This is a genomic window from Azomonas macrocytogenes, from assembly GCF_014191985.1.
GTDB lineage: Bacteria > Pseudomonadota > Gammaproteobacteria > Pseudomonadales > Pseudomonadaceae > Azomonas > Azomonas macrocytogenes.
This window is the reverse complement of the sequence record NZ_JACHXI010000005.1, coordinates 184,453-211,082: the sequence shown is the minus strand read 5'-3', so window position 1 is coordinate 211,082 and position 26,630 is coordinate 184,453. Positions and strand designations below refer to the sequence as shown.

General features: G+C 59.5%; 20 protein-coding genes and 1 pseudogene. 10 read left to right on the top strand and 11 right to left on the bottom strand.

Annotated features, from left to right (window positions below; genetic code table 11):
* Positions 1-207 precede the first annotated feature (207 nt).
* From FHR87_RS07515 to FHR87_RS07500, 3 genes are all read right to left on the bottom strand, one after another.
* The gene (locus FHR87_RS07515; protein ID WP_420826731.1) at positions 208-5,142 is read right to left on the bottom strand and encodes an alpha-2-macroglobulin family protein; all 4,935 of its coding nucleotides are present in this window, start codon (positions 5,140-5,142) and stop codon (positions 208-210) included.
* A gap of 725 nt (positions 5,143-5,867) precedes the next feature.
* Complete coding sequence (locus tag FHR87_RS19155) at positions 5,868-6,281, bottom strand: hypothetical protein (RefSeq protein ID WP_246335828.1); 414 nt, start codon at positions 6,279-6,281, stop codon at positions 5,868-5,870.
* A gap of 107 nt (positions 6,282-6,388) precedes the next feature.
* Positions 6,389-7,414, bottom strand: coding sequence for a zinc-dependent alcohol dehydrogenase family protein (locus FHR87_RS07500; protein WP_183166093.1), 1,026 nt, complete (start codon positions 7,412-7,414; stop codon positions 6,389-6,391).
* 224 nt (positions 7,415-7,638) lie between these two features.
* On the opposite strand from FHR87_RS07500, the gene FHR87_RS07495 reads away from it, so the two are divergent.
* The 6 genes from FHR87_RS07495 to FHR87_RS07470 all read left to right on the top strand — a co-directional run bounded on the left by FHR87_RS07495 (position 7,639) and on the right by FHR87_RS07470 (position 15,341).
* The gene (locus FHR87_RS07495) at positions 7,639-8,595 is read left to right on the top strand and encodes a LysR family transcriptional regulator (protein ID WP_338021229.1); all 957 of its coding nucleotides are present in this window, start codon (positions 7,639-7,641) and stop codon (positions 8,593-8,595) included.
* 233 nt (positions 8,596-8,828) lie between these two features.
* A complete protein-coding gene (locus FHR87_RS07490) occupies positions 8,829-10,994 on the top strand; it encodes a TonB-dependent receptor (protein ID WP_246335825.1) in 2,166 nt (721 codons plus the stop codon).
* A 5-nt stretch (positions 10,995-10,999) separates the two neighbouring features.
* Positions 11,000-12,076 carry an ABC transporter substrate-binding protein gene (locus FHR87_RS07485; RefSeq protein WP_183166092.1) on the top strand — a complete coding sequence of 359 codons (1,077 nt, stop codon included), beginning with the start codon at positions 11,000-11,002 and terminating at the stop codon, positions 12,074-12,076.
* A gap of 1 nt (position 12,077) precedes the next feature.
* Positions 12,078-13,475 (top strand): nitrogenase component 1, encoded by a 1,398-nt coding sequence (locus tag FHR87_RS07480; protein WP_183166091.1) that lies wholly within the window; start codon positions 12,078-12,080, stop codon positions 13,473-13,475.
* A 66-nt stretch (positions 13,476-13,541) separates the two neighbouring features.
* On the top strand, positions 13,542-13,880 hold the full coding sequence (locus FHR87_RS07475) for a hypothetical protein (RefSeq protein ID WP_183166090.1): 339 nt from the start codon (positions 13,542-13,544) through the stop codon (positions 13,878-13,880).
* A 234-nt stretch (positions 13,881-14,114) separates the two neighbouring features.
* The gene (locus tag FHR87_RS07470) at positions 14,115-15,341 is read left to right on the top strand and encodes an RtcB family protein (protein WP_183166089.1); all 1,227 of its coding nucleotides are present in this window, start codon (positions 14,115-14,117) and stop codon (positions 15,339-15,341) included.
* Positions 15,342-15,384: 43 nt separating this feature from the next.
* On the opposite strand, the gene cptA is transcribed toward FHR87_RS07470, so the two are convergent.
* From cptA to FHR87_RS07450, 3 genes and pseudogenes are all read right to left on the bottom strand, one after another.
* On the bottom strand, positions 15,385-17,148 hold the full coding sequence (cptA, locus tag FHR87_RS07465; protein ID WP_183166088.1) for a phosphoethanolamine transferase CptA: 1,764 nt from the start codon (positions 17,146-17,148) through the stop codon (positions 15,385-15,387).
* A 344-nt stretch (positions 17,149-17,492) separates the two neighbouring features.
* Positions 17,493-18,124, bottom strand: a pseudogene (locus tag FHR87_RS07455) (thermostable hemolysin).
* Between the two features lie 753 nt (positions 18,125-18,877).
* Positions 18,878-19,228 (bottom strand): NADH:ubiquinone oxidoreductase, encoded by a 351-nt coding sequence (locus tag FHR87_RS07450; protein WP_183166085.1) that lies wholly within the window; start codon positions 19,226-19,228, stop codon positions 18,878-18,880.
* 108 nt (positions 19,229-19,336) lie between these two features.
* Here FHR87_RS07450 and FHR87_RS07445 point away from each other — a divergent pair, with 108 nt between their 5' ends.
* On the top strand, positions 19,337-20,296 hold the full coding sequence (locus FHR87_RS07445; protein WP_183166084.1) for a CobW family GTP-binding protein: 960 nt from the start codon (positions 19,337-19,339) through the stop codon (positions 20,294-20,296).
* A gap of 10 nt (positions 20,297-20,306) precedes the next feature.
* Here FHR87_RS07445 and FHR87_RS07440 read toward each other — a convergent pair whose 3' ends face one another.
* From FHR87_RS07440 to FHR87_RS07420, 5 genes are all read right to left on the bottom strand, one after another.
* On the bottom strand, positions 20,307-20,765 hold the full coding sequence (locus FHR87_RS07440) for a DUF3301 domain-containing protein (RefSeq protein WP_183166083.1): 459 nt from the start codon (positions 20,763-20,765) through the stop codon (positions 20,307-20,309).
* 36 nt (positions 20,766-20,801) lie between these two features.
* Complete coding sequence (locus FHR87_RS07435) at positions 20,802-21,209, bottom strand: SMI1/KNR4 family protein (protein ID WP_183166122.1); 408 nt, start codon at positions 21,207-21,209, stop codon at positions 20,802-20,804.
* Between the two features lie 422 nt (positions 21,210-21,631).
* Positions 21,632-21,772, bottom strand: coding sequence for a hypothetical protein (locus FHR87_RS07430; RefSeq protein WP_221189773.1), 141 nt, complete (start codon positions 21,770-21,772; stop codon positions 21,632-21,634).
* A gap of 300 nt (positions 21,773-22,072) precedes the next feature.
* Entirely contained in the window at positions 22,073-22,351 is a 279-nt protein-coding gene (locus FHR87_RS07425; RefSeq protein ID WP_183166082.1) for a DUF2790 domain-containing protein, read from the bottom strand.
* 376 nt (positions 22,352-22,727) lie between these two features.
* Positions 22,728-23,060: a DUF2790 domain-containing protein gene (locus tag FHR87_RS07420; protein WP_183166081.1), complete on the bottom strand. Its 333-nt coding sequence runs from the start codon at positions 23,058-23,060 to the stop codon at positions 22,728-22,730.
* Positions 23,061-23,308: 248 nt separating this feature from the next.
* Here FHR87_RS07420 and FHR87_RS07415 point away from each other — a divergent pair, with 248 nt between their 5' ends.
* The 3 genes from FHR87_RS07415 (at position 23,309) to FHR87_RS07405 (ending at position 26,619) form a co-directional block, all read left to right on the top strand.
* Positions 23,309-24,022 (top strand): class I SAM-dependent methyltransferase, encoded by a 714-nt coding sequence (locus FHR87_RS07415; RefSeq protein ID WP_183166080.1) that lies wholly within the window; start codon positions 23,309-23,311, stop codon positions 24,020-24,022.
* A 42-nt stretch (positions 24,023-24,064) separates the two neighbouring features.
* On the top strand, positions 24,065-24,433 hold the full coding sequence (locus tag FHR87_RS07410) for a DUF2946 family protein (protein ID WP_183166079.1): 369 nt from the start codon (positions 24,065-24,067) through the stop codon (positions 24,431-24,433).
* Positions 24,434-24,579: 146 nt separating this feature from the next.
* Positions 24,580-26,619 carry a TonB-dependent receptor family protein gene (locus FHR87_RS07405; RefSeq protein WP_183166078.1) on the top strand — a complete coding sequence of 680 codons (2,040 nt, stop codon included), beginning with the start codon at positions 24,580-24,582 and terminating at the stop codon, positions 26,617-26,619.
* Positions 26,620-26,630 lie beyond the last annotated feature (11 nt).

The window sequence follows — 26,630 nt, the reverse complement described above, 5'->3', positions numbered from 1 at the left end:
TTGCCGACTAACTGCGTGGCGCGATTACATGCTGTCCTTCCTGTTTTTTGCGCTACCTGTCGGACAACTACGCAGCCGCCGTCCAAAAGGAACTGGGGGTGATTATCCTGCGCGTCCTGCAGAAGACCGTCGTGCGCCCTTAGCGGTCTAGTATGCCGCCAACCCGGATGACGTTGCCGAATTTGAAAAAATGCCCCTCGACCGCGTTCAGCGCTCCTTCACCGTCAGTGCTCCGCCAGGTTCGCCGACCGCCTGGAGATCCGGCCGGTACATGGACTCGACCTGGGGCTGCGGGACGACGTAGTGGCCCGGCGTCACCGCCCGCGCCAGATAGAGCAGATGGGTTGTGCCATAGCCGTTCAGGTCCACCGCCGCCACGTAGCGGTCGTCGCGAAATTCCTGGTGCTTGATGCGTCCGTCCTGCATCTCGCGCAGCCAGCCAGCGAAACCGGGGCTGGCATCTTTCAGGCTGGCCGAGCTTTGTGCCAGGTTCTGGTTCTCCAGCTCCAGCCCTGCCGGCAACAGATCCACCACCAGCGCATCGGGAATCCGCTCCTTGGCGGTGACCGCCAGGTGCACGACGATCAACTGGCCGCTGCGAACCTCGTCCAACGCCAGCGGCGTACCGTTCGTACCGAGGAATTCGCGGTGGATTTTCAGATTGTCGCTGCTGACCGGCAGCGGGCGATCCGGATAACCCGCCACGGTGACCTGCTGGTACAACGGCGTTACGTCCAGGTTGCGAATGGTGAGCGACGAGCCAAGCGCGGCGCTGTCCAGGGTCAGGTTCAGGCTGCGCTCGCCGGCGAGCGGCCGGGTCTGCGCTCCCTGCACTAGTTCGGCCTGCCAGGCCGGTTCTGCCATATCGAGCAGGCGGCGACCGGCGAGGAACAGGGCGTTGCGCTCCTGGGTCGAGAGCCAGCGCCGGGCCGCCAGCAGATCGGCCAGGCCGAACAAGCGAGTTTCACGCGCTCCGGCGTCAAGATCGTGCTCCTGCAGCAGCGCGTAGATCAGCGCCTGGTCACGCAGCGGGCTGCCGTAGTCGTGCAGCCACTGGTTGGTTGTCCGGGTCTGCTGCAGCCCAGCCTGGAGCGCTTCCCGGGCGCGCGGCGCGTCGCCCATGCGCTGCAGGGCGATGGCCAGGTGCACCAACGGCAGCCCGGAAGCGGCATCGGCCCGGCGCTCGAACAGGGTGCGCAGCGCGCCCAGCGGCGCCTGTTGGCTGCGCGCCAGGACGTAGCCGGCATAGGCTTGCACGGCGAACCGGTCATGCTTGTCGTTCTGCGAGTAGCCGGTCTCGATCAGGTTGGGTTCCTGCATATAGCGCAGCAGCCTCTCGCTGGCCTTCTTCAGGGCCGTCTCCGGCACGGAAAAACCCCGTTCACGGGCCCGCAGGAGAAAGTCGGTCACGTAGGCGGTCAGCCAGAATTCTTCCGGGCTGTCCGCACTCCACAAGCCGAAACCACCGTTGTAACGCTGCATGCCCAGCAGCCGTTCGATGCCGGTTTCGATCTTCTGCTGCCGCACGCTGTCGCTTTCCCCTTTCAGACCGAGTCGGGCGAGGGTCGCCGCATCCGCATACAGCGCTGGATACAGGCCACTGGTGATCTGTTCCAGGCAGCCATAGGGATAGGCTTCGAGCGCCTGGATATGCTCGGCCAGATTGAGCGGCGGGCGACTGGAGAGGTTGACGAAAGCCTCGCGGCTGGCCGGATCGAACGTGGCCAGCACGGACGGTGCCAGCGTCCAGTCTGCCCCAGGCGGCAACACGGCACGCACATGCTCGCGTCGCGCCGGCCAGGCCGGGCGCACGCCCAACGTCCATTGCCGTTCGAGATCCGGCAGGGTTTCGCCCGGCAGTTGGACGCCGCTGACCCGCAGGTTTATCTGGCCCTGGCCGTAGCCGCCCAGCGCCCGCACCGGAATGCGCAGAGTCTGGCGCTCGCCGGCCTTGAGGGTGACCGATTGTCCGCTGCCGTTCGGCAGGGCCAATTGCCCCGTCACCGCAAGCTGCGCGGTCAGGGTCTGCAACTGTTCGGTCAGGTTGGTGAGGTCCAGCGCCAGGGTCGTCTCGTCGCCGCCGGCCAGAAAGCGCGGGGCCGCCAGTTCGGCGACCAGCGGTGCGGCCACGACAGTTTTCGCTTCGGCAGAACCGTAGCGCTCGTCGGTCCAGGCTTGGGCCATCAGGCGCAATTCGCCATTGAAGTCCGGGATCTGCAGCGCAACCTCGCCTTCCCCGTTGGCGTCCAGGCTCAGCGGCTGGCTTTGCTGTGCGACGAGGGTGACCTTGGTGAGCGGCGGCTTGCCGCCCTTGCTCAGCTCGGCATCGTCACCGCCGAAAGTCAGGCTCGCCAGCCGTCCCTGGCCCGCTTCGATCAGTTGGCCATAGACGTCGAACTGATCGGCAGCATAGGCCTTGCGACCGAAGAAGCCCTGGAACGGATCGGGCGTGCGGTAATCAGTGATGTTCAGGATGCCGGTATCCACCGCCGAGACCAGTACATGCACCTGTTGCGGCAGACTGCCGTCGGCGTTTCTCGCCTTGACGCGCACCTTGAGCGGCTGGCTGGGGCGCATCTGCGTCGGTGCAGCGAGCGTCAGGGCCAGCTTGCGCTGCTCCCGGGCCAGCGGCAGATGCAGCAGACCCACCGCGCGCTTGGGCGTGATCTGGGCCTGGCGCTCGCCCGGTCGCACCACCAGCGCGCTCACGTAGAGATCGTGCCGCGCCCAGGTCTTGTCGATGGGCAGTTCGAAAGTCTTGCCTTGGACCGGGACTTCGATAGGTTGCCACCAGAGCGGCCCGGCAGCGGACTCCAGCAGCAGATAGCCGTTGCCGGCCGCGGGCGGTGTTACCGTGATGCGCGCCGTTTCGCCTTCGGCATAGGCGGGTTTGTCCAGCGCCAGCTTGACCTGATCCGGGCGCACCGCACCGCCTTCGGTATTGTCCTGCCAGCGATAGCCGGCCCAGAAGCGCAGGCTGCTGACCAGCCCGGTCTGCGGGTCTTCCACTTCGACGCGATAGGGGCCCCATTCCACCGGAAACCCGAGTTTGGCACTGCCGTCCTGGGCCAGATTCAGCGTCTCTTCGGCCAGGGTCAGGAATTTTTCGTTGTATTGGCTGCTCCAGCCATCACCTTCGGAGAACTGCCAGTAATAGTCGCGGCGTTCGCGGATCAGACGCACTTTCACCGCGTCTGCGGCCAGCCTGTGGCCCTGGGCATCGGCGATCAGCAGTTCAAATTCCGCCTGGCTGTCGGCATCGATTTGCTCACCGTCGAACAGGGCGCGGATGCCGGGCAGGCGCTGGGCGGGCCAGACCGGCTGTTCGAGGCGCCGGGTCACCGGCCGGCCACCGGACTCCTGCAGGCTCGCCTGCACGGTGAGCTGCAGCGGCGAGCGAGCGTCGCGCCAGCGCGACTCCAGCTCGATCTGTCCATGGCCGCGCTCATCCAGCGTCAAGTCGTCGAGAGTAATGCTTTGCTTGAGGTCGGCTTCGGTGACCGAGCCGAACTGATAACCCGGCAGGGCCGCCACCGCCTCGCGCAGTGGCCGGACGTACAGCTGGCCGCTGACCAGATTGCCGCTGGCCGGCGCACCGTACAGGTAGCGGCCATTGACTGCGACGCTCAGCGGGTCCGCCGGCACCAGTGGCTCGGCGCTGCCTTTGAGTTCCAGGGCCAGACGCTCCGGCAGGAAGTCCTCGACGGAAAACTCGTACAGCGGTGGCTTGCCGCCCCCCAGGTTCATCAGCAATTGCCAGCGGCCGGTGGGCGCTTCGCTGCCGAGCGGCAGGCGATACTGGTAAAGGCCGTCGGCATCCGGCTGCCAGACGAAGCTGCGGCTGGTCTGGTTGTCCGGTCGCCGGACTTCCACGCTGACGGGCTGCGCCTTGAGCGCCCGGCCATCGGCGTCACGCAACAGCGCATTGAGCAGCACGGTTTCGCCGGGGCGATAGAGATCGCGCGGGCCGAAGATGAAGAATTGCAAGGGCTGGGCGATGGCCCCACCGATGTCGAATTCGGCCAGATCCAGCGCCGCGCCATCCAGACGCAGCAGGCTGGTCTGTCCACCCTGGCGAGCCAGCAACAGCGAAGCCTTCGGCGAGTTCGGCAACCGGGCATGACCACGGTTATCGCTCTGGCCTTCGGCCAGCGAATGCCCTTCGGCATCCAGTAGTGTCAGGGTGACGCCGGCCTGGGCCTGGCCGCCGGCGAGCGCCTGGGTAAAGACATCGATTTGCTCACGGGAGCGGTGCGCGGACAGGCCGATATCGCTCAGGGTGAACAGGGTGGCCGGCTGCTGGTAGTCATACGTCCCGGCCTGGCGCATCACCGCGACGTAGACGCCCGGCTGCTTGAGCGGTTCGAGGCCGGACAATGGCAGGAGCAGGGTTTCCTGGATATTGGGCCGGGCCGCCAGATCGAAGCGCCCGCTGTAGACCAGTTCGGCCATCGGCAAGATTTCCTGCGATTCCCAGCTGCCCAGCATGCCGCGCCGCTGCCAGCGCGTCAGGAACGCCGGCAGCGACGCAGTTTTTATCCGGAAGAAATCCACATCGACCTTGCCGACATTCAGCGCCAGCACCGGCAGCCCTTCGGCCAGCCGGGTCGGCAACAGGGAGCCACGACTGGCGAAGCCGACGCTGGGTTGCAAGTCGCGGGTTTCCAACTGCGCGATATGTTCTCTGGGCAGCGTACTACCGGTCAGGGCGCGCAGCCCGGGATCCACCGTCAGCACCAGCTTGCGCTTGGGCTGCAAGTAGCGCAGGCGCAGCTCCAGCAGGTTATCGCTCAACTCCCAGGCGCCATCCACCTTGCCGTCCCGGGCATCGACCAGATGCAACCGCGCCGCGAAATCCTGCTCCGGATCGAGCGGCACCGAAACACTCACAGATAGCGTACTGGCGCCATCCACCTGGATTTCGGAAACATCCACCACGTTCAGTTCGCGCCCGGCGTAGCGTTTGGCCAGTGCGGCGCGGTCCAGCGGCGGCCTGGCTGGTTCCACAGGCGCTGCTACCGTTGCCGGCGCAGCGGAACTGGCCGGATCAGTCTGCGGCTGCTCGCAGCCGGTGAGCAGCGCCATAGTCAATGCCATGCCGAACCACATCCATTTATCCCGCATGGAGACCTCTTCGTTCATGAATGTTCAAGAAAGGCCTGCACTATAGCGAAAGCCCCCATAGCCGGAATCCCAGCGGCTACGGGTCGCAAGCAGGTGCGCTTTAAAATAGACGACCATGCCTGATTGCACTTTCATTTGGCTGCACAAGATGAAAAACCAGGCAGCTCATGTCGAAGGATTCCGGCGAAAATGGACAAGCTATACGACGATCTGGTCGCCCTGACTTACGAATGCGTGCTGAACGAATCTACCTGGCCCGACCTGTTGGACCGTTTGGTAGAAGGGACCGGGCGCCTGCATGGCGCCATGGTCTTGTTCGAAGGTCCCACACCGGGCGGCCAGCAGATAACCGGAATCCACTGCTGCGACCCCAAGTTGGTCAGGGATTACAACGCCTACTATCACCAATACGATCCCTGGAGCGGCTACATTCCCAAACAATCACCCGGCCTTTTCCATCATGACACGCAGTGTTTCGATGCCGAGATCCTCGACAAGGGCATATTCCATCAGGAACATCTGCGTAAATGGGGTATTCGCAGCATCTCTTGCAGCAAATTATTCAAAAATCATGAATCGGCCATTTATCTCGGGCTGGACAACGACCGTGACCCGGCCAGCCTGCCCGAGTGGCGCAATCATTTGTTGCAGCTGATCGCGCCACATCTGGCGCGCGCAGCTACCCTGGCGCGCAAGCTCGACCGGCTGGACCTGGAATTGCAAAAACGCGACCTGCTGCTGGCTCAGAGCGAGATACCGCTGTGGCTGGTGAACAAGCGCAGCACGGTACTGTTCTGCAACCCGGCGGCCGAACGCAGCCAGACCGAGCCGGCCTTCATGCTCAGGGAGCGGCAAAACCGCCTGCAGGCGCGTGATTCAGCCAGCGCGCTACCCGCCTTGATCCGCACGGCCTGCGGCCACAACGGGCCGGCTGGCTGCACCTGGCCGATGGCTCGGGCCGCGAACTGCTGGTCGCGCCAGTCAGTGCCCAGGCCCAGTTCAACCGGATGCTCCAGGAACCGCTGGCACTGGTCGCCCTGCTGGATAATCGGCTGCGCACACAGCAACTCGCTGAAATCTTCCAGTTCACGCCAGCCGAATGCCGCCTGGCCGAACTGCTCGCCAAAGGCCACACACCGGACGTCTGCGCCACGCAATTGGGCGTTTCGATCACGACCGTGCGCAGCCAACTGCGGGCCCTGTTTCGCAAAACCGGTACGGAACGGCAGGCGGAACTGGTCAGGCTGCTCGTGCGGGCCAGCAGCTACCCCTGAGCCTCCAGCTCAAGCACTACCCGCCCCCGGCTCGGGCAGAGTTCCAGGTAACGATTGGCTTCGACGAATTCCTCGAACGGGAATACCCGGTCGATGGGGGCGGCGAGCAGCCCCTGGGCGGTCAGTTCGTTGATATGCCAGAGGGCGCACTCGACGGCCTTGCGGTCCGGTTCGATACCAAGGTCCGGGTGGCCGGTGAAGTCGAGAATACAGTGGCGGAAGAACTGCAGATGCTTGCGAAAAGCCGCGCTGGCCGGGAAGCTCGCGTCGTTGCCGCCGTGCAGGCCGCAGAGCACCAGCTTGCCGCGTACCGCCGCCAGATCGCCGAGCAGTTTCATTTGCGGGCCGGCACATTGATCGAGGATCACATCGACACCCTTGCCGCCGGTATGCCGCTCCACTTCCAGCACCAGATCCTGTTCGCTGGTGAGAATCACTCGGTCGGCGCCCATGGCTCGAATGAAATCACGGCTGCCCGGCTTGCTGGTGGAGCCGATCACCTCGGCGCCGAGCGCCTTGGCCAGTTGCACCGCCTGTGGCGCGAAGCAATGCCCGGCTTCGGTGATCAGCACGCTCTGGCCGGAGCGCAGGCCCGCGCGCACGATCAGGCCGAAGTAGGCGCTTAGATAAGGTGTGTAATGTACCGCCGCCTGTTGCGGGGAAAGTATCTCGGGGTAACGCGTCAGCCCCGCACGCGGCATCACTACCAGATCGCCCCAGGCGGGATAACGATTGGGCGAGAAGGCGGGAAAGCTGGCCACGGGCATGCCCGGCGCCAGGTCTTCCACCTCCGGCCCCACCGCATCGACCACTCCAGCCAGTTCGCAACCAAGCCCGGCCGGCAGGCGCACCGGCTCGGCGGCCAGGTTCTGCCGCCACAACGTATCCTGCCAACCCATGCCCAGCGCCCGGGTTCGCACCAATACCTCGCCGGCTCCCGGCGCTGGCGTGGGCGACTGCTCCAGACAGAGCACGTCGGCGGCACCGAATGTGTGGAAGCGAATCATGCGGGACATCGTCCACCTCGCAGAGAGAAACGTGCTCCGAACTCTATCTGGGGTTGACGGATGACGCTATCGATCCGGGACAATAGTGGACATGCACACCAGTGATCCGCACTCCCCTTCTGGCTTCATCCGACCCCTACCGAGGCCGGACGTTTCTCGCGGGTAGGCCTTGCGCTTGACGCATACCCCGCCCACCCGGCACCTTTCCTTTCGACTCCAAGCGAATGAATGCCGTGAACCGCAACGATCTGCGCCGCCTCGACCTGAACCTGCTGATCGTCTTCGAGACGCTGATGCACGAACGCAGCGTGACCCGTGCGGCGGAAAAGCTTTTTCTCGGCCAGCCGGCGATCAGCGCGGCGCTGGCGCGACTGCGCAGCCTGTTCGACGATCCGCTGTTCGTGCGGACCGGCCGCAGCATGGAGCCGACGACCCGGGCCAGGGAAATCTTCGCCCTGCTTTCGCCGGCGCTGGACTCCATCTCCACCGCTGTGAGCCGCGCCGCCGAGTTCGACCCGGCGACCAGCACGGCAGTGTTCCGGGTCGGCCTGTCCGACGATGTGGAGTTCGCCTTGCTGCCGTCCCTGCTGCGCCGCCTGCGTGCCGAGGCGCCAGGCATCACCCTGGTGGTGCGGCGGGCCAATTATCTGCTGATGCCGCAGTTGCTGGCTTCCGGGGAGATTTCGGTCGGCGTCAGCTATACCGAGGAACTGCCAGCCAACGCCAAGCGCAAGGTGCTGCGCAAAAGCGCGCCCCGGCTGCTGCGCGCCGATGCCATACCCGGTGCGCTGAGCCTGCAGGACTACTGCCAGCGGCCACATGCGCTGGTTTCGTTCGCCGGGGATCTCTCCGGGTTCGTCGACGAGGAATTGGCCAAGCTCGGCTGCACTCGCCGTGTGGTACTGGCTGTGCCGCAATTCAACGGGCTGGCCAACCTGCTCGCCGGCACCGATATCGTCGCCAGCGTGCCCGACTATGCCGCGGCCGCGCTGACCGCTGCCGGTGGCCTGCGGGCCGAGGCGCTGCCGCTGGCTACACCGTCTTTCGAACTGCACATGGTCTGGCGCGGCACCCAGGACAACGACCCGGCCGAACGCTGGCTGCGCTCGCGGATTCAGATGTTCTGCGGCGATGCGGATAGCCTGCTGGGCGGCTCGCAACAAGACGCCAAGGGAAGCTCGGGCAGATAGCCGGACGAGCGCTTCCCACGCCTCACGTACCGTCTCGAACATTACGGCAGCACCGCTTACATTTTCGTATTGGCACTCGCCTTAATGAGAATGATTTTCCATACATCCATGTACCAAGCGCATCCTCCGTACCCGCAGGTGCGAAAAAATCGCTGGTACAAAGCTTGCCCTGTGCCCTGCTCCGAGATGTCCGCTCCAGAGCATCTACAGATCAGCAAGAGGGATAGCACTGAATGTTCAAAATTACGCATCCGGGCCACTGGATTTCGCTGGTGGCCGCCAGTCTCGTTCTACCGCTGGCGCATGCCGAAGATGCCGAGGAAGAGGAACGCAACGAAAAGCTGGAGCTGAGCACGATGCAAATCGGTGCACAGCAGGAGCAAAGCGAGGGTTCGGCACAAAGCGGCTACCGCACCAGCACCGCTACCGCCGGTCCGCTGGGTAAAGTACCGCTCAAGGATACCCCCTACTCGTTGAATGTGACGTCAAGAGAACTGTTCGAAAACCGTGGCGCGCATACGGTTTCCCAGGCGCTGAAAACCAATCCGACGGTCTCCACACTGGCGGAATCCAACACCTACAGTGGCCTGTCGCGGGTGATGATCCGGGGCTTCACCGCCGGAGATCAGGGCGACTTTCGTGATGGGGTGGTCGACCGCAGTTTCACCTTCGTTCCGCTGGAAAACGTCGAGCGCATCGAAGTGCTCAATGGCTTGTCCAGCTTTCTCTATGGTTTCACCTCTCTGGGCGGCTCGCTCAACTATGTCAGTAAGCAGCCGACCGCCGCACCGCTGGCCAGCCTGGCCGTCGGGCGCTACGGCGGCGGCATCGACTACCAGCATGTCGACCTTGGCGGCCCCATCGATCAGGCTGGCCGACTGAGCTATCGGCTCAATCTCTACGATGAAAGCGGCGATACCTATGTCGAAGGCAGTCACCAGGAACGCAGCCTGGTTTCCGGCGTGCTGAGCTACCAACTGACGCCGGATACCCGCGTGTTCGCCGATATCTGGTATCAGGATCTGGATATGCGCGGGTTGCAGACCTACATCAATGTGAACCCGGCAGGCGGGATCAAGGTACCCTCGGCCCGGCATTTCGATGCAGAAACCCAGTACGGGCAGGACTGGAGCTACAACAAATCGCACAAGACCCTGTCGGGCATCGGCTTCGAATCGAACCTCAACGAGGTCTTCACCCTGCGCTCGTCCTTTCGCTACGGCAATATGTGGCGTGCTTACCAATACACCACTGCCACGCTGACCGATAACGACGGCAACTACCGGGAAACGGCGCGCGGCAGCACCCGCCAGACGGAACGTACTTATTCGGGCTTTGCCCTGCTGGACGCCAATTTCCGCACCGGCTTCATCGGGCACAAGCTGACCATGGGTTTTACCGGACACAAGTACCAGTACACCCGCGGCAATGACGTGACCACGGCGCTCGGCATGTCCACTATCGACGCACCGACCACCTATGCCCGCCCCATCCAGAACATCGGCCCGACCAATGTCTGGTACAAGCAGTTCTATCGCAACTGGGTAATCGGCGACCGCCTGGAATTCAACGACGCCTGGTCGGCCGTCATCGGCTTCAACCGCGCCGAAATCCGTCAGAAAACCTGGGGCAGCGGCACCAGCCTGGGGACGGCGAAATACACCCAGCGCAAGACCACGCCCAGCTACTCGCTGATCTACAAACCGATTCCGACGCTTACCACTTACGTCACCTATATGGAGGGATTGGTCAACGGTGGCTCGGCTCCCGCTACCGCCGCCAATGCCTATGAAATTCTCTCGCCGAGCAAGAGCGAGCAATATGAGATCGGTGCCAAAGCCACCGTGGGCCGGATGGATCTGACGCTGGCGCTGTTCCATATCGACAAGGTCAACGAGTACACCGACCCGGCGGACAACACGTATAAAAAGGATGGTCGGGAAGTCCACAAGGGCATCGAGTTCACCGCCACTGGCAAACTCACCGACAACCTGACCCTGGTTGGCGGCTATACCCTGATGACGGCGGAAGTCACCAAGGCCAAAAACAACAAATCCCTGGAAGGCAACATTCCGGTCAACGTGCCGGAGAAACAGGGGCGCCTTTATGTGGAATACAACCTGAGTCAGTTGCAGCTACCCGACGTGACGCTGAGCGGCGCCGCCAATTACTCCGGTAGACGCCCGGTGGATGCGGCCAACAACGACTACCTGCACAGCTCCACCACCTACGACGCCGGCATCCGTTACCAGCCGGAATTCGCCGGGCATCGGCTGACGTTCAACCTGTTCGTCAATAATCTGTTCGACAAGGACTACTGGAGCTATTACCGCACCGGCGATGGCCTGCTACTGGGCGCGCCGCGCATGACCTCCTTCACCGCCAAGCTGGACTGGTGACCCGGATGCGAATCGCTCCGCTGCTGGTCCTGTTGCCGCTCTTGCTCGGCGCCTGCGATAAACCCTCGCCCACCGCACCTGTCGCCAGCCGGCAGGTAGTGGACATGGCGGGCCGGACGGTCGCCGTTCCCGAAACCATCCGCAGCATCGCCTGCCTGGAAGTGCTCTGCTACGAAAAGCTGTTCCTGCTCGGTGCCAGCGAGCGGATCGCCATGATGATCCGCACCAACGCGCCCTGGATGCGCCAGACCAACCCCGCGCTCGATAGCATCCAGCAACTGGGCTCCGATCCCGACAGCGAAGAACTGCTGCGCCGCCAGGTGGACGTGGTCTTTCATACTTACGGCTATCCGGCGCCGGGCAAAATCGAACGCCTTGCCGAGATGGGTATCCCCACCCTGGTTTCGCAGCCAGTGGGGGCAATCGACAGCATCGAAGCCTTTGTCGAATCGCGCAAACGGATGCTGCGCCTCTTCGGCGCGGTGCTCGGTCCGCAATATGCCGCGCGCGCCGAAGAATGGTGCGCCTATCACGACCGTCTGGTCGCCATGGTCAGGGAGCGGACCGCGCAAATTCCCAGCGCGCAGAAGATCCGCCTGTTCCATGTCCGCGGCCCGGCAGCCACCGATACCCAGGGCCTGACCTCCAATACCTACTGGTACGGCGTGATCGCCGGGGCCGACATGGTCATCGACCGCACCCGGCTGGCCGGCAGAGGCAGTGTCGCCATGGAAGAACTGCTGAACTGGAACCCGCAGGTGATCAATATCGGTCGCCAGTACTCCGCCGAACGGGTGACCGCAAACCCGCGCTGGAAGCAGATCGCGGCGGTCCGCGACGGCCGCGTCCAGGAACTGCCCGAAGGCGTCTTCTACTGGGATGGCTCCACCGAGGGTGTGCTGCTGATGCTCTACCTGGCCAAGGAGCTTTATCCGCAGTTGTTCGCCGATCTCGATCTGCGCCAGGAAATCCGCACCTATTACGCTCGCTTCTACCGCTACGCATTGTCCGACCAGGAACTGGAGCTGATGCTGCAAGGCAAGGGGCCGGACGGCCGTCGCCACAACGAGATGAACAACTGATATGAACGACATCCAGCCCTTATCGGAAAAACTGCACCGGCAAGCCATCCAGTACCCGCCACTGGCAGCGGGCTGCCCACCGCTCAGCCTGCCGGCCTGGAACCGGACGCTGAATCGTATCCAGACCGGGCGCCAGGCCATCGGCAACTGCCTCTACGGTGGTCAGACCGCGACCTTCTGGGCGCCGCAGCAGGATCTGCTGCAGATTACCAACGGCCCGGTGGGCTGTGGCGTCTACGGCCACGCCAATCGGCCCCAGGCGACTGGCCCCATGGGATTGGAGCGATTTTCCGGCCTCAACCTGGGCACCGATTTCCAGGAACGGGATGTGGTGTTCGGCGGCGAACGCAAGCTGGCCCGGGCCATTCTCGAAGCGGATCGTCTGTTTCCCCTGCATCGAGGCATGACCTTGCTCTCCACCTGCCCCATCGCGTTGATCGGCGATGACCTCGACAGTGTGGCCCGGCAACAGCGCAGCGCTCTTGGCAAACCCGTGGTGCCGGTACACTGCGCCGGTTTTCGCCGAGGCGATGGCATCGGCGATACCCACGCCACCCTCACCGGCACCTGGCAAAGCTGGGCGAATCCGTCGGCGACAGCCGGTCCCTATGACATCACCCTGCTCTGCCGGGAAATGGAGGGAGCCTGGCGCGGGATCGTCCGCCAGCTCGAAGCAATCGGCCTGAACGTCGTCGCCCGCTGGCCCGCCGGCAGCGACCGGAGACAGATCGCCCGGCTGGGCAACAGTCGACTGACCATCGGTATCGACATGGAATACTGGTCCAAACGCCTCCAACAGCAATCCGGCCAATCCTGGATCGAAGCGGATTTTCGTGGCCCCAACGCCACCGCGGCCAGCTTGCGAGCCATCGCGGCGCGTTTCGACGAGCGGATCGCACAACGCACCGAAGCCCTGATCGAGAGCCAGGCCCCCAGCGCCATAGCCCGCTTGGCCACATGCCGGGACAGCCTGGCCGGACGCCTGTATTTCTCCTTCGCGCCGCTGCAGCCACGCGACATCCGGGTGTTCACCGAAGCCGGCATCCGGGTTGGCAGCGCCCTGCAAGGTTGGGTGGATGTAGACGGTCGCTGGCGCCTTCCCGAACGCCACCTGCGCTATCAGGACATGGCACCCGAGCAGGTGACGGCATTATTGAAACAGGCTCAACCCGATCTGCTGGACGGCCTGGCTCAGGACGGTACGTTCTGGCGCAGGCACGGCTATGCCGTGCTGGACGACCACGCCCGCGCCGAACTGAACCGCGCCACGATCGGCTTCGCTGGCACGGAACGCCTCGTGCGTGTGCTGCAGCGGCTGTTCGACAGTCCGTTGCGACAATATTTGCCGCCATGGAAAACGGAACGCAACGCCCCCCCAAAGCCGAAAGCCCAAGATTAATTTTCAAGCAAGCTCGCCTTGGCATTCTGAACTGGAGCAAACGATCAACCTCCAGAGGAACCAGCCATGTACAAAATCATCATCGCCGCCCTGCTATGCCTGGCTGCCAATTCCACTTTCGCCCAGACGATCACTCCGGCCACCGACTGGGGCAGTCTGATCGGCACCCATTACGCGAAAGCGAAAATCTGCGGAGCGTCCAGTGAAGACCTGGCAGCCTATAAGGTGCGCAACCGTCAGGCTGGCCAGTTGATATATGGTGAAGCAGAGGACTACGGCATCGAATTCAGCCAGGGATTCGACTCGGCACTGAATCATTCACCCCAAGCCATCGCCGCCAATCCCGGCTCGGTCTCGACCAACATGTGTGCAGGCTTGCTGCACAGCATCGGACATGGCGCGTAAAGCATGACCCCACCTCACTCGAATACCTGGCCTGAACCTGGCCGACCTGAGGTATTTCCACCCAGGCTTGCTCAAGCGTAGGCTGGAGAATGTCCTGCTCGCCCGCCATACACGGCGAAACGGTGGCTGGATAACGTGCCGTTCCAAGCCTTGGAGTTGAGTCGTTTGCTACCGAGATTACTCCAGCGATGGCCTCGTACCTTTGCCGATCCCGGTAGCGTCAGGAATCAAGCCATGCACCAAGCCACCTACCAACAGTTGGAAATCACAGGCGGCAAGCCCGTCAAACTCTGGACCCAAGGCGTGCCGGTAGAAGAGGATGCCAAGCGGCAATTGCTGAATACCGCCAGGATGCCGTTCATCTTCAAACACCTGGCGGTAATGCCGGATGTGCATCTGGGCAAGGGGTCGACCATCGGCAGCGTGATACCCACTGTCGGCGCAGTCATTCCAGCGTCGGTCGGCGTGGATATCGGCTGCGGAATGATCGCCGCGCGTACCTCACTGAGTGCCGCCGATCTGCCGGACAACCTGCACGGCCTGCGCAGTGCCATCGAAAAAGCGGTACCGCATGGGCGAACCACCGGGCGCGGCAGGCACGACAAAGGCGCCTGGGAAAACCTGCCAACGCCGGTCGAGCAAGCCTGGTCGGCTCTGCAAGCAGGCTTCAAGACCCTCGTCGACAAGTACCCGCGCCTGGAAAAAACCAATAACCGCCATCATTTGGGTACGCTGGGCACCGGCAATCATTTCATTGAAGTCTGCCTCGACGAGACCGAGCGCGTCTGGTTCATGCTGCACAGCGGCTCACGCGGCGTCGGCAATGCCATCGGCAGCCTGTTCATCGAACTGGCCCAGGCCGATATGCGTCAGCACCTCGCCAATCTGCCGGACCGCGATCTGGCGTATTTCGAGGAAGGCAGCCGGCATTTCGCGGATTACCTCGAAGCGGTCGGCTGGGCGCAGGATTTCGCTCGGCAGAATCGCAACGTGATGATGCAGGCAGTGATTGCCGCGGCACGCCAAGTCATCGCCAAGCCCTTCGATGCTGCTCTGGAGGCAGTGAACTGCCATCACAACTACGTGCAGAAGGAGCGCCATTTCGGCGAAGAAGTCCTGGTAACCCGCAAGGGCGCAGTATCGGCGCGAAAAGGCGAATTGGGCATCATCCCCGGCTCCATGGGTGCCAAGAGCTTCATCGTCCGAGGGCGGGGCAACCCAGAATCCTTCTGCTCCTGCAGCCACGGCGCCGGCCGCACCCTGAGCCGGACCCAGGCCAAGAAGCTATTCAGCATCGAAGACCAGATCCGTGCCACCGCCCATGTGGAATGCCGCAAGGACGCCGCTGTAATTGACGAAATCCCCATGGCCTACAAGGACATCGATAACGTCATGGCTGCCCAGCGCGAGTTGGTGGAAATCGTACACACGCTGCGGCAAGTGGTATGTGTGAAGGGGTGATACCGGCCAATGCTTGATCGATGCCACGGCCTTATCGGCGCTTTTACAGATGCGAATTGATGGTTTTTCTTCTGGCAGACTTGGCTATCTCTTTTTCTCTCGCTAATGGCTGAGAGAGTCCAGGCGAAATCTCGCTGAAATCGATCAGATTCTTGGGATGCTCAGGATTGCCGATCAATAAGGGATGTACCTGGTATTGGGTGCTGACCAGGCTTTTACTATAGTCGAGCTCGTCAAAGTGTAATCCTGCAAGGTTTGCCCACGTATGGATGAAATGGGCGCTGCTATAGGGCCTCGATGTCATCGATGCCAGATCGAGTTGCTGATGAGCTTTCCAACTGGGCGAGCGCCAGATAATGAACGGGACGGTATACATCGGTGCGGTAGGCGCCCCTTCGCTACGGCCTAAAACATCGGGGTGATCAGGGTCGAAGACGGCTTCGCCATGGTCGGAGAGGTAGAGCAAGAAACCATCTGGCTTGGTTGCTGCAAAGTGCTCAATCAGGGTGGACACCACCTGGTCATTGAAACGCACAGCATTGTCATAGCTATTGTAAGTGGATAGTTGATGGTCGGTTACATTTGGCGGTACACCGCGACGATCAGTGAAAAACTCATACTCGGGCGGATAGCGGTACTGATAGTTCATGTGCGTACCCAATAAATGTACGACTACGAATTTACGTAGAGCAGGATCAGCTAGTACGTTATCAAAGGGTTTCAGTACATCGTCATCGTACTGACGGGCGTTCTGTTCACGGTTATTGTTCAGATAAACCTGCTTGTCCGCCTCTTGTGAAAGCGTAGTAAGCATGGTGTTGCGTTTAGTCATGGTCTGCTGATTAGTGATCCAGAAAGTTTTATAGCCGGCCTGTTTCATTAAATTGACCACTGAAGGTGTGGTCAGATAGCGATCCGGGTTTTCCTGATCGGCAAAGGTCAGTATTTGCTGTAGCGCTTCAATCGTATAAGGGCGAGGCGTTACGACGTTATCAAACACATCCAGTTGGTTGCGCAGCCGATCCAGATTGGGCGTGGTCTGACGCGGATATCCGTACAGGCTCATGCGCTGCCGGTTAGTCGATTCGCCAATGACTAACACGAGTGTGGAGGGTAACCCTGCTCGGGCATCGCTCAGATGTTTGACAGGTGCAACGCTATTCTTGTTTTTCAGCATTGCCTGCATGTTGCTTAGCTGCTGCCGATACTGGTGATATCCTACGATCAACTGCCAAGGAGTAGCAGGCTCCAAGCGGTCTTCGATTTTATCCAGTGCACGGTGGCTGTCTGCATTTATGATCAACTGCCGGGTCACGGTATAACCCAGTGAAAGGGTAAAGAGCAGAAGACAAGCAAATATGGCTTTGGGCCATGGCAGGTAGACGGGGCGTAATTTCCGCCATAACAACCAGGCGCCCAATCCGTAACCGATAAAAAGCGGCACCATCCACCAAGCAAAATACTGCATCAAATATTCACTGGCTTCGCTCTGGTTGGACTCGAACATGATAAAAATGACGCTTTGGGAGAATTCCTGCCCGTAAACCAAGAAATAGCCAAACCCTGCTAATGAGCATATCCAGAGGGGAATGCCTATCATGGCAGCCAACCACCGCATCCGGGCTGGAAACAGTATCAATGGAATCATCCATAAGGTGCTAACCAGTGCAGATTGGCGGAAACCAGTAAATCCAGCAGAGTCCGATAGCAAAATCAGAAGCTGCGTAACGCCTGAAAAATACCAGAAGAATAGGAACATCCAGCCTAGTCCAGCCCAATCCAGTCGACTGGGCTGTTTTATTGTCATTGAGCAATTCAAGATTATTTCCTCAACTACAGAGAAGATCCATTTATTAAGAAAGTTCTTTAGCTCTATGATTAATATTTTTTAAAAATCATAGGGATGCCTGTAAGTGCTTCCTTCAAATCCTCGATAGAGCAGACGTGTAACTTTCACCAGGTGTACCAGAAGTAAAATATGTGGTCCGGCCTCCTAAAAAAGACAGGTTTTTAAAATAACTATCAGTGTGATTAGAGAACAAACCTATATCTTTATAATCATGACTCTAAGTTAATTTTCGCACGCAAGTTACTATTGGCAAAAATTAACTGCCCGTATATTTTCCAGAATCAGCGGATTAGCCATTCTGTTTATATTTTTGGCGAGCATGACGCTGAAAGCAGCATGCGATGTGCATGCTGCACATCAATTGCTATGACCCATGGATTGCAATCGTAATAGTTACCCCCATCAGCCAGCTCTGAACCCATGCGCCGCGGATCAGCAGGCATAAGAGGAAGAAGATCCATCTTCAGACGGCTAAACTGTTGATCAACATTGGAGTACCCGTAAAGGCAACCCAACGGTAATTCAGCGCGGCTAATAGCTCGGTTAACACAATAATTAAAAAAGGGATCGATGCTGCTCCGATTGCAGCGAAGTTTCCAATTTTAAGGATTTGTGCCCGACTCATTGAAAGATCACAACTATTTACAATGAGCTGTTCTATAGCCTTATCCAAATAACGCTCGAGGAAAAATGGCTCATTAGCCTGACGAAGCCCTACCGCACCTTGAATTTCTCCTTCGGTATTCTGCATTGCCAAAAGAACTGGCATGAAATGCTGCACATTAGCTTGATAATGAGAAGCGAAACGATGATGAATAAATTGCTCAACTTGCTGTCGAGCTGGAGTTGTGATTGGTGCGTGCAGGCATACATTTAGTGAAGCAATATTACCTATCTTGGCAAACGCTTCTAGTTGCCGAATCTTCGACAGCATCATGCAAACAATCCTCAAGAGAAGGAATGTTTACATGATGATTAGCGAATCCTTAACAAATTATTAAGTCCACCAGAATAGATTTATTTAACATTTTTTTCACAAAATTTTCTCAATGAGAATGCATTTATAAATACAAAGCAATTTCATCAATGTAACAGACATTATCGGCTTATATATGAGAATTATTTCAATAACTATGTTATTAAGAAATAGTTTATCTAAATCACAATTCCAACCATAAATTAATTAATTTTATCAGTTAAATTTATATATCAATAAAATATCTAATCGGCAACATTTCAATCGATTAATCCCATGTCTCTCAGAAACTATTGAAAATCCATGAAAGAGATATTTGGCTTTTATTTAAAAGAAATATCATCATTAAAAATCAATGGCATTTGTAATATGGAATATGCTACTCCACTCAAAGCAAGACAAAATCAGCGTATCGAATGGGTCAAACAAAAAGCCAGGTTCAGACCATGGAAATCATAATTTTTATAAAGAATAGAAATATGTTTTACATGATTTTAAAACAGCTTCAGCGTTGAATGGCGCAGATACTGACCCGGTGGGGGTTCTGCCAGTGCTCGATCGTTTGTTGAGTGCGGAGCAACCTGTATCTCGGCACGAACCCTCGGGGTGGTCGTGACCTGTTCATGCAGTCTGGCATACATCGATATGATCTCGAATCCGGCCGCATCTATTCGACCTGGCAATGGTATCGCTGTAGCGAATACTTGCCGGTCAGTCGAACCAGGTTCCCCTGCTCTGCCGTTCGCAGGCCGGTTTCAGGAAGCGCGCATCGCTGGCGACACCATAATAGTAGATATCCTGCTGGTAGGGAGTGCCGTTGATCCTGGCATTGCGACAGGTGCCGAAAAAGCCGACAGGGCATTGCTCGACGAAAGTCACCTCGACCTTCTGCCCTTTCAGCCGTGGCTGGCAGAACCCCGAGCGGAACATGTTCGGCGGAATGCTGCGGTTTTGCTGGCAGACTTTCACATCCAGCTCCTTGCCCTGGCTATGGACGACACAGGCATCGGCCAGCGCCCAGTCGCCAAGAACCAACAGCAACAAGACCAACGACAGGCGCATGGATAACCCTCCCCAAACCTCTCGACACTCCAGCACAGCGCTGCCGAAACGTCGCCACCCGCTAAAAACGTGTCACTCTAGCATGCAGCCAGATACCGACGGATACCCATGCTGAAGGACATTCCAACCCACTTGATCGCCGGGCCGCTGGGTGCCGGCAAGACCAGCCTGATCCGCTGCCTGCTGGAACAGAAGCCGGCGCACGAACGCTGGGCAGTGCTGCTCAACGAGTTCGGCCAGATCGGTCTGGATGCCGCCCTGCTGGAGCGCACGGCGGAGGGCGTCGAGCTCGCCGAAATAGCCGGTGGCTGCCTTTGTTGTGTCAATGGCCTGCCCTTTCAGGTCGGATTGGGCAAGCTCCTGCGTCAAGCTCGGCCGCAGCGGCTGCTGATCGAACCATCCGGCCTCGGGCACCCAGGCGAACTGCTGCACCAGTTGGCCGCAGCGCCCTGGGACGCAATCCTGGCATTGCAACCTCTGGTGCTGGTCGTGGATGCTGCTGCGCTCGCTGCCGGTCAGGCATTGCCGGCCAGCCAGCAGGACGTCCTCGCGACAGCGGGCCTGCTGGTGCTGAACAAGAGCGAAGCGCTGGACCAGGCGGCACGCCAGCATCTGGCCAGCCGGCTGCCGGACACTGCTCAGCGTTGGACCAGCCAGGCACAGTTGGCGCTCGCCGAGCTGCCAGGCATACATAGGCAAGCGGCAAACCCGCCCGGCCAGAAATCGCAAACGATGCACATGGCGCCTTTCGTGTGGCTCAATCCGGATCAGCCGGTTTGTCAGAGCCACGGCAGCACCGAGGGCTGGAGCATCGGCTGGCGCTGGCACCCGAGCCAGCGCTTCGATTGCGCACGCTTACAGGACTGGCTGGCAGAGCTGTCCTGGCGCCGCGCCAAGCTGGTCCTGCATACCGGGCAAGGCTGGTGCTCCGCCAATGCGGTTGCGGGGCAAGCACCCGAATTCAAGCCCAGCGAATGGCGCCGGGATTCCCGCCTCGAACTGATTTTCGAGCAGCCGCAGGTCGAAGCCTGGCTCACGGCCAGGCTGGCTGCCTGTCGAATCGCCTGAGAACACGGCCTTACTTGCGCGGCGTCTGCCGGGTTCCGTGCAGCTTGCGCCAGTCCTCCAGGCGGATCACTTCGCCCTTGCGGGTCGGAGTCGGTGCGGGAACCGCCGGCATCGGCATCGGCATGGCCGCAGCGGAACCGGTATCGATCAATAACCTGGCGACATGCGGCGCGAATTCGATACTGCCGACCAGGCTACCGAACATGACAATCTGCCCCGGATAACGCTGCTCGCCGGTCACGGTGAATTCGAAGCCATAAAGCCGCCCCAGGCGCTTTCTACCGTGCCTGTCCGGCAGCATGCCGATACGCTGGAAGGCTACGTTGTCGTCCAACAGTTCGACCTCTTCCCTGGCGCAGTGCCGGCGCACCGCCGCCAGGGCGTGTTCGCGAATGCCATAGGAATGCCAGAGCCAGAAGGCACCAGCGGCTACCGTCACTAGCAGGATCAGACTTTCCACATTCATCATGGCGTTCACCGAAAACAAAATTCGATTTTATTCCAACTAACTTTCCAGCCAGACATCCCTGACCCAGTGCCAGACCGAATCCCATACCTTGTCAGTCAGGTTCTCCTCGTCACCAGACCAGAGCAGTACCTGGTTTTCAATATCGACAACATAGTAATCCTCGCCATCCTGGCAGATTGGCAACAAATCGCGTGGCACGCCGGCATCCCAAGCGTTGGCAGCCACTTCCGGCAGATACGTGTGCGACTGCGGATCGGTGACTGTCACCGGCTCCAGCCGACCGTAGACCACATCACTGACTTTGAGCAGAAACTCGCGAAGTTCGAAGGGCAGGTTGATCAACAGTTCCTCTTCGATCGCCACCAGCAAATCGTCATCGGGCAGTTCCAGGGGAACCGGGACTGGCTCGTTGAGTTCTCGCAACTGTTCGATGATTTCTTCCATATCATCCACCTCATATTTTGTACTGATTGGCTGATCGTCGAAAAACCTGGCGGCCAGTGATTTTTCAAGCGTCATGCAAAGCACACGCCGCTCCGCTTGAACGATTTCGGGACATTCGTCTTGCCAATGAACACTTTCTTGGTTAGTGCCGAAATCCGCAAGAATTCGATGAAAATTGCGCTACTCCGTCGCTATTCGTAGCGATAACTCCATTATTCGGCAATCGGAGCGGGGCTTCGTTGTATCCTCGGCTCATTGCCGCTTGCAAGACAGGCGCTTCGCCAGACATCACGGTGCTGCGAAACTGCTTCATCGTGGGTCGGGCGAAGTCATATGGACGTACTTCACGGCCATGCGTTCGACCATTTCAATGTGCAAGATCGGGCAAACGCCGGCATTTTCCGTCAAGCATGCTGCAATGGCTACCGTGCCGGAGTCGAACGCTCGGCAACATGCCGGCGCAGCCCCAGCCCGGCACCACCGCGCCTGGAGTCAAGCCGGTGAAAGCGCTCGAAGACTTTTTCCCGAGCCGGTTCGGGAATTCCAGGGCTCGTCGTCCTCATTATTATCCCGTTGCTGCAATTTCGAGGCAGGCCGATACCCTCTCGCCAAAGCGGATGGCAGGCAAATTCGGGCGTTAAAGCAGGAAAGCCTGCCCGGTTATGCGGCTCTCGGGCAATCGTAGTAATGCAGCCTTTCAGGCCGGTAAGGAGGAGACGGCAGGCAGGAAACGAACAATTCGATCCGCCCTTGCAGCGGTCGAAATCCATGGAAGCGAGATGACTCAGGGCGATCCTGGCGGTAGGTTCGGCGGACGTCTCGGAAATAGACGTCCGTGACCGCTCGAACTGGCTGACAGCTACTCAGCTACCGCTGCAACCCCAGCCCATGCCAGCAACCGTATAGGTGATTTCATGGCGCTGGCCTTGCGAATCTTCATAGGTCATACGCGCTGGCACCACACCGCAGCTGGTTCTGTAATTACTGCCGTAATGCGTGACAGGATTATGTACATCCAACTTCATACCGTATTCGTACTGCTCGGTTTTCACAGCCGGCTGGGCAGCCTGATCGGGAACTTGAGAATCCGCCATGGCGAATCCGGATAGGGATACCAACAACAAAAAAACCAACCTTTTCATGATGAACCTCATTTATCAGGCACACCGAAGGCAGGTTCGTCAGGTGCCTTGGCTACGCCTGGAAGTACAGTTGAATGAAAGAGAAGGTCTTATTTTTCTGATGTAACTCTAATTCGCGTGATTCATGCCGAGTAAGCACTACATGCGACATGCACTGTTGAATGCCTGGTAACAAATCCATTCGCTCAATAGCGAATGTGGTTATGCAAAGCGGTTTCGGAGCGCAATGAGAGGCTGTGTTATCCGCTTCACCCAGCGGCTATCGGCAGTTGAAGCCAGTACCGGCCTGAGAAAATCGAACATGGCACAAACCAGGGGGCCGGGACCGACCGGGCTCGGTCGGCCTGAAGTGTGCAAAGCATCCGGCTGCTTTCGATCAGCTGCCATTACAACCCTGGCCCTGGACCATGTAGGCCAGGTCATGGTGCTGTCCTTGCGAATCGTCGTAGTACATGTGCGCCGGGACGGCACCGCACTGGGTTGCGTAGTTACTGCCGTACTTGGTGACCGGGTGGTGGATATCCAGCTTCATGCCGTATTCGTACTGCTCGGTTTTCACCGGCTGCCCGGACGAACCGGCAGCGTGCTGATGCGTTGCCTGCACTGTCGGTAATACAGGCTGTTGTGCGGAAGCATCAGCAGGAATGGAAGAATCCGCCATGGCGAATCCGGACAGCGATACCAACAATAAAAAGACTGATCTTTTCATGGATAACCTCATTTATCAGGTGCGCCAAAGGTATTTCTCGTCAATTGCCTTGGCTACGGCTTGAAATATCAGTGGCCTGGAAAGGTTTTTTATTATTTGGTTACAAATTACCCCGACTAGAACACCTGAAAAAGCGCCACATGCGACATTCACTATTGAATGTCTGGAAATAATTGTTTTTTTCAATCATCCATAAGTTGTAATAAATAAACGATCTATCGAAATATCTACGCTCAGTGGCAAACCTGATGTCTTCACCCGAAGAACACACCATCATCGAGACATGGCATGAAAATGCCGAAGCCTGGGCTGAAGCGATTGCGACCGACCGCATCGCCAGCCGGGTCGAAGTGACCAATGCCGCCATCCTGGCTGCCATCCGTGAACGGGCGCCGACAACCTTGTTGGACATGGGTTGCGGCGAAGGCTGGTTGGGGCGAGCGCTGGCTGCAGACCGGATAGAAATCCATGGCATCGATGGCGTTCCGACCTTGCTGGAAAAAGCCAGGGCCTCGAGTCCCGGTACTTACGAGGAAATGACCTACGCAGCCCTGGCTGCCGGAGCACCGCTTGCTTGCGTAGAGATGGTCGTGTGCAATTTTTCCCTGCTTGGAAACGAATCCACCTGTGGGGTAATCGGTCGTGTCCCGCAACTTCTACAGCCGAATGGAACGCTGCTGATCCAGACCCTGCATCCGCTGGCAGTCGGCATGCCTGGGCAGGATTATCGCGAAGGCTGGCGCCAGGGTAGCTGGGCAGGCTGTCCCGGCGCTTTTGGCCGTGCCGCTCCCTGGTATTTCCGCCCACTGGGCGCCTGGATCAAGCTATTGGTTACGGCCGGATTGCGGCTCGAAGCCCTGTATGAGCCGCTTGATTCGGCATCCGGCCGTCCCTGTTCGGTCATTTTTGCAGCAGGACTCGGCCAGCCCGAACATTCAAGATCAACCTGCGACAAATCATAGCGGGCTGCTCATCTGCTACGGCGTAATGCTAGAGTCGCCCTCATGAATCCTGCCCGTACCGACCGTTCGCTGATTGCCTGGATGCTCTATGTCTGCGTCCTGTTCAGTGCGCTCGCCTGCAGCATCACGCATGGTCAACTGAGCGGATTACAGCTCAACGCTGGCGGCGGGCTGTTCTGTTCGGCCGAAGGCCACGCCGGGCCGGGGCTCGATCTGGATCTACAAGACGACCTGTCGTTCAAACAAGCGCCGGGCGACTGCCCGTTCTGCTCCGCCTTCGTTTTCGGCGCCATTGCCCTGATCTGCCTGGGCTGGTTGCGCTACTGCGGCGACAAACGCTTGCGCCGCCCCCCATGCCACAAACCCCGCCCTCGCCAGGCCTGGCCTCCGGCCAACCCCTGCGCGCCCTAGCGCTTCGGCTCGTCCACCCGCACCGCTGACCGGTAACCCTGCAGGCGATCCTTTGGCTCGCCTGCGGTTTTCATACCGGTTCGCGTAACTGCGGAATGTCTGTTTCGACAACCAGAACACCGACGATACGATTCCAGGAGTGCGCCATGCGCCACCTTTCCACACAGGGCCTGCTGACCCTGTGCATCAGCTTCGCTGCAGTGGCCCAGGCCGAGCAGCTCGAACTCGACCAGACCACCATTGCCGGCACGCACAAGCCGGATCCGACCGCGCCGACCCTGGCGGAAAAGAAAGCCGACCTGGCCAAGGTGCCCGGCGGCGCGAATGTGGTCGACGCCGAAACCTACAAAAGTGGCCGCAGCAGCACGGTACAGGATGCTCTGGGTCTGGCGACCGGAGTATTCGTGCAACCGCGCTTCGGCTCTGAAGAGTCGCGATTGTCCATTCGCGGCTCGGGTCTGCAACGTACCTTTCACGGACGCGGCATCCTGCTGATGCAGGACGGCGCGCCGGTCAACCTGGGCGATGGCAGCTTCGATTTCCAGGTCATCGAGCCCCTGGCCACGCAGTACATCGAAGTGCTGCGCGGCGCCAACGCCTGGCGCTACGGCGTAACCAGCCTGGGCGGCTCGGTCAATTTCGTCACACCCACCGGCAAGACAGCACCAACTGCCGATGTCCGTTACGAACAAGGCAGCTTCGACTATCACCGCACCTACGCTGCTTTCGGTCAGGATTTCGGCAACTGGGATGCCTTCGTCAGCCTATCCGATTCCATTCAGGATGGCTTTCGCGACCATTCCCGCCAGGACAACCAGCGTTATTTCGCCAACCTTGGTGGCCGTCTTGGCGAACGCCTGGCAACCCGCTTCTACCTGACCCACGTGGAAACCGACTCCGAGCTGCCCGGCAATCTGACCAAGAAGCAGCTGCGCAAGGACCGTGAACAGGCGGCAGCGAGCAATATCAGCGGCGACCAGAAGCGCGACTTCACCCTCAATCGCGTCGGCAACATCAGCGTCCTCGAACTGGACGGCGGGCATAGCCTGAGCCTGGCGACCTTCTATAGCCACAAGTCGTTGCTGCATCCGATCTACCAGGTATTGGATGTCGATAGCGATGACTACGGCCTGCGTCTGACCCACAAATGGCAGAACGACCGAGGCTGGCGCTGGAACGGCGGAATCGACCTCACCCATGGCCGCAACCACGATTCACGCTACCTGAACGTTCGCGGACACAAGGGCCGCAAAGTCAACGAATTCATCCAGACCGCCCGCAACATGAGCGTCTTCGGTGAGCTGGAAATCCCGCTGGCTGAGCGCTGGGCACTGATCGGCGGGCTGACCTGGATTCACCAGGAACGCGACGTCGACGACCGGCTCAGATGCAACGCTGCCGTCAGTACGTCCTGCGTGTATCAGGACGAATCCTTCAACAAGACCTATGTGGGCCGTATCGGTCGACTCGGCCTGCGCTATGACCTGGCTGAAAACGTGCAGTTATTCGCCAACTTCAGCCAGAGCTACGAACCACCGACCTTCAGCGAACTCACCGGCGGACAGGTCTTGACCAGCAACGATGCCCAGCGGGCACGAACATTCGAAGCCGGCATGCGCTTCTCGCACGGCAGCCTCGATCTGGATCTGGCCATCTACCGCAGCGAGCTGCGCGACGAGCTACTCTCGCTCAACGACAGCACCGGCCAGCCACTGGGCACGCTCAATGCCGACAAAACCATCCATCAGGGCCTTGAGCTGGGCGGCGCACTGACCCTCGGCCAGTTCGCCCTGCGCGGCCAGTATCTGTACAACGATTTCCGCTTCGACAACGACAAGGTCTATGGCGACCATCAAATCGCAGGCATGCCGAAGCAGTTTCTCAAGGGCGAAGTCATGTGGCAGCGCAACGGCTGGTATGCCGGCCCGACCTTCGAGTGGGTGCCGACCCATTACAACGTTGACCATGCAGAAACACTCTACGCCGATGCCTATGCGCTCTGGGGGTTGAAGGCCGGTTACCGGCCCGATAAAGGCTTCGGCTTTTTCATCGAAGGCCGCAACCTGTCGGACCGCACCTACAGCTCCACTACAGGCGTGATCGCCGATGCCAAGGGGCAGGACAGCGCCCAGTTCCTGCCGGGCGACGGGCGCAGCCTGTACATGGGGGTGCAGTGGCGGATGTAGAAGGCTCAGGA

What these genes read in the sequence shown, in the direction of transcription:
- FHR87_RS07445 (WP_183166084.1), top strand. Translation starts at nt 19,337, where the DNA reads ATGCTGAAGGACATTCCAACCCACTTGATCGCCGGGCCGCTGGGTGCC.
- FHR87_RS07405 (WP_183166078.1), top strand. Translation starts at nt 24,580, where the DNA reads ATGCGCCACCTTTCCACACAGGGCCTGCTGACCCTGTGCATCAGCTTC.
- FHR87_RS07480 (WP_183166091.1), top strand. Translation starts at nt 12,078, where the DNA reads ATGAACGACATCCAGCCCTTATCGGAAAAACTGCACCGGCAAGCCATC.
- FHR87_RS07450 (WP_183166085.1), bottom strand. Translation starts at nt 19,228, where the DNA reads ATGCGCCTGTCGTTGGTCTTGTTGCTGTTGGTTCTTGGCGACTGGGCG.
- FHR87_RS07430 (WP_221189773.1), bottom strand. Translation starts at nt 21,772, where the DNA reads ATGAGGACGACGAGCCCTGGAATTCCCGAACCGGCTCGGGAAAAAGTC.
- FHR87_RS07470 (WP_183166089.1), top strand. Translation starts at nt 14,115, where the DNA reads ATGCACCAAGCCACCTACCAACAGTTGGAAATCACAGGCGGCAAGCCC.
- FHR87_RS07515 (WP_420826731.1), bottom strand. Translation starts at nt 5,142, where the DNA reads ATGAACGAAGAGGTCTCCATGCGGGATAAATGGATGTGGTTCGGCATG.
- cptA (WP_183166088.1), bottom strand. Translation starts at nt 17,148, where the DNA reads ATGACAATAAAACAGCCCAGTCGACTGGATTGGGCTGGACTAGGCTGG.
- FHR87_RS07475 (WP_183166090.1), top strand. Translation starts at nt 13,542, where the DNA reads ATGTACAAAATCATCATCGCCGCCCTGCTATGCCTGGCTGCCAATTCC.
- FHR87_RS07500 (WP_183166093.1), bottom strand. Translation starts at nt 7,414, where the DNA reads ATGTCCCGCATGATTCGCTTCCACACATTCGGTGCCGCCGACGTGCTC.
- FHR87_RS07415 (WP_183166080.1), top strand. Translation starts at nt 23,309, where the DNA reads ATGTCTTCACCCGAAGAACACACCATCATCGAGACATGGCATGAAAAT.
- FHR87_RS07425 (WP_183166082.1), bottom strand. Translation starts at nt 22,351, where the DNA reads ATGAAAAGGTTGGTTTTTTTGTTGTTGGTATCCCTATCCGGATTCGCC.
- FHR87_RS07485 (WP_183166092.1), top strand. Translation starts at nt 11,000, where the DNA reads ATGCGAATCGCTCCGCTGCTGGTCCTGTTGCCGCTCTTGCTCGGCGCC.
- FHR87_RS07440 (WP_183166083.1), bottom strand. Translation starts at nt 20,765, where the DNA reads ATGATGAATGTGGAAAGTCTGATCCTGCTAGTGACGGTAGCCGCTGGT.
- FHR87_RS07410 (WP_183166079.1), top strand. Translation starts at nt 24,065, where the DNA reads ATGAATCCTGCCCGTACCGACCGTTCGCTGATTGCCTGGATGCTCTAT.
- FHR87_RS07420 (WP_183166081.1), bottom strand. Translation starts at nt 23,060, where the DNA reads ATGAAAAGATCAGTCTTTTTATTGTTGGTATCGCTGTCCGGATTCGCC.
- FHR87_RS07490 (WP_246335825.1), top strand. Translation starts at nt 8,829, where the DNA reads ATGTTCAAAATTACGCATCCGGGCCACTGGATTTCGCTGGTGGCCGCC.
- FHR87_RS07435 (WP_183166122.1), bottom strand. Translation starts at nt 21,209, where the DNA reads ATGGAAGAAATCATCGAACAGTTGCGAGAACTCAACGAGCCAGTCCCG.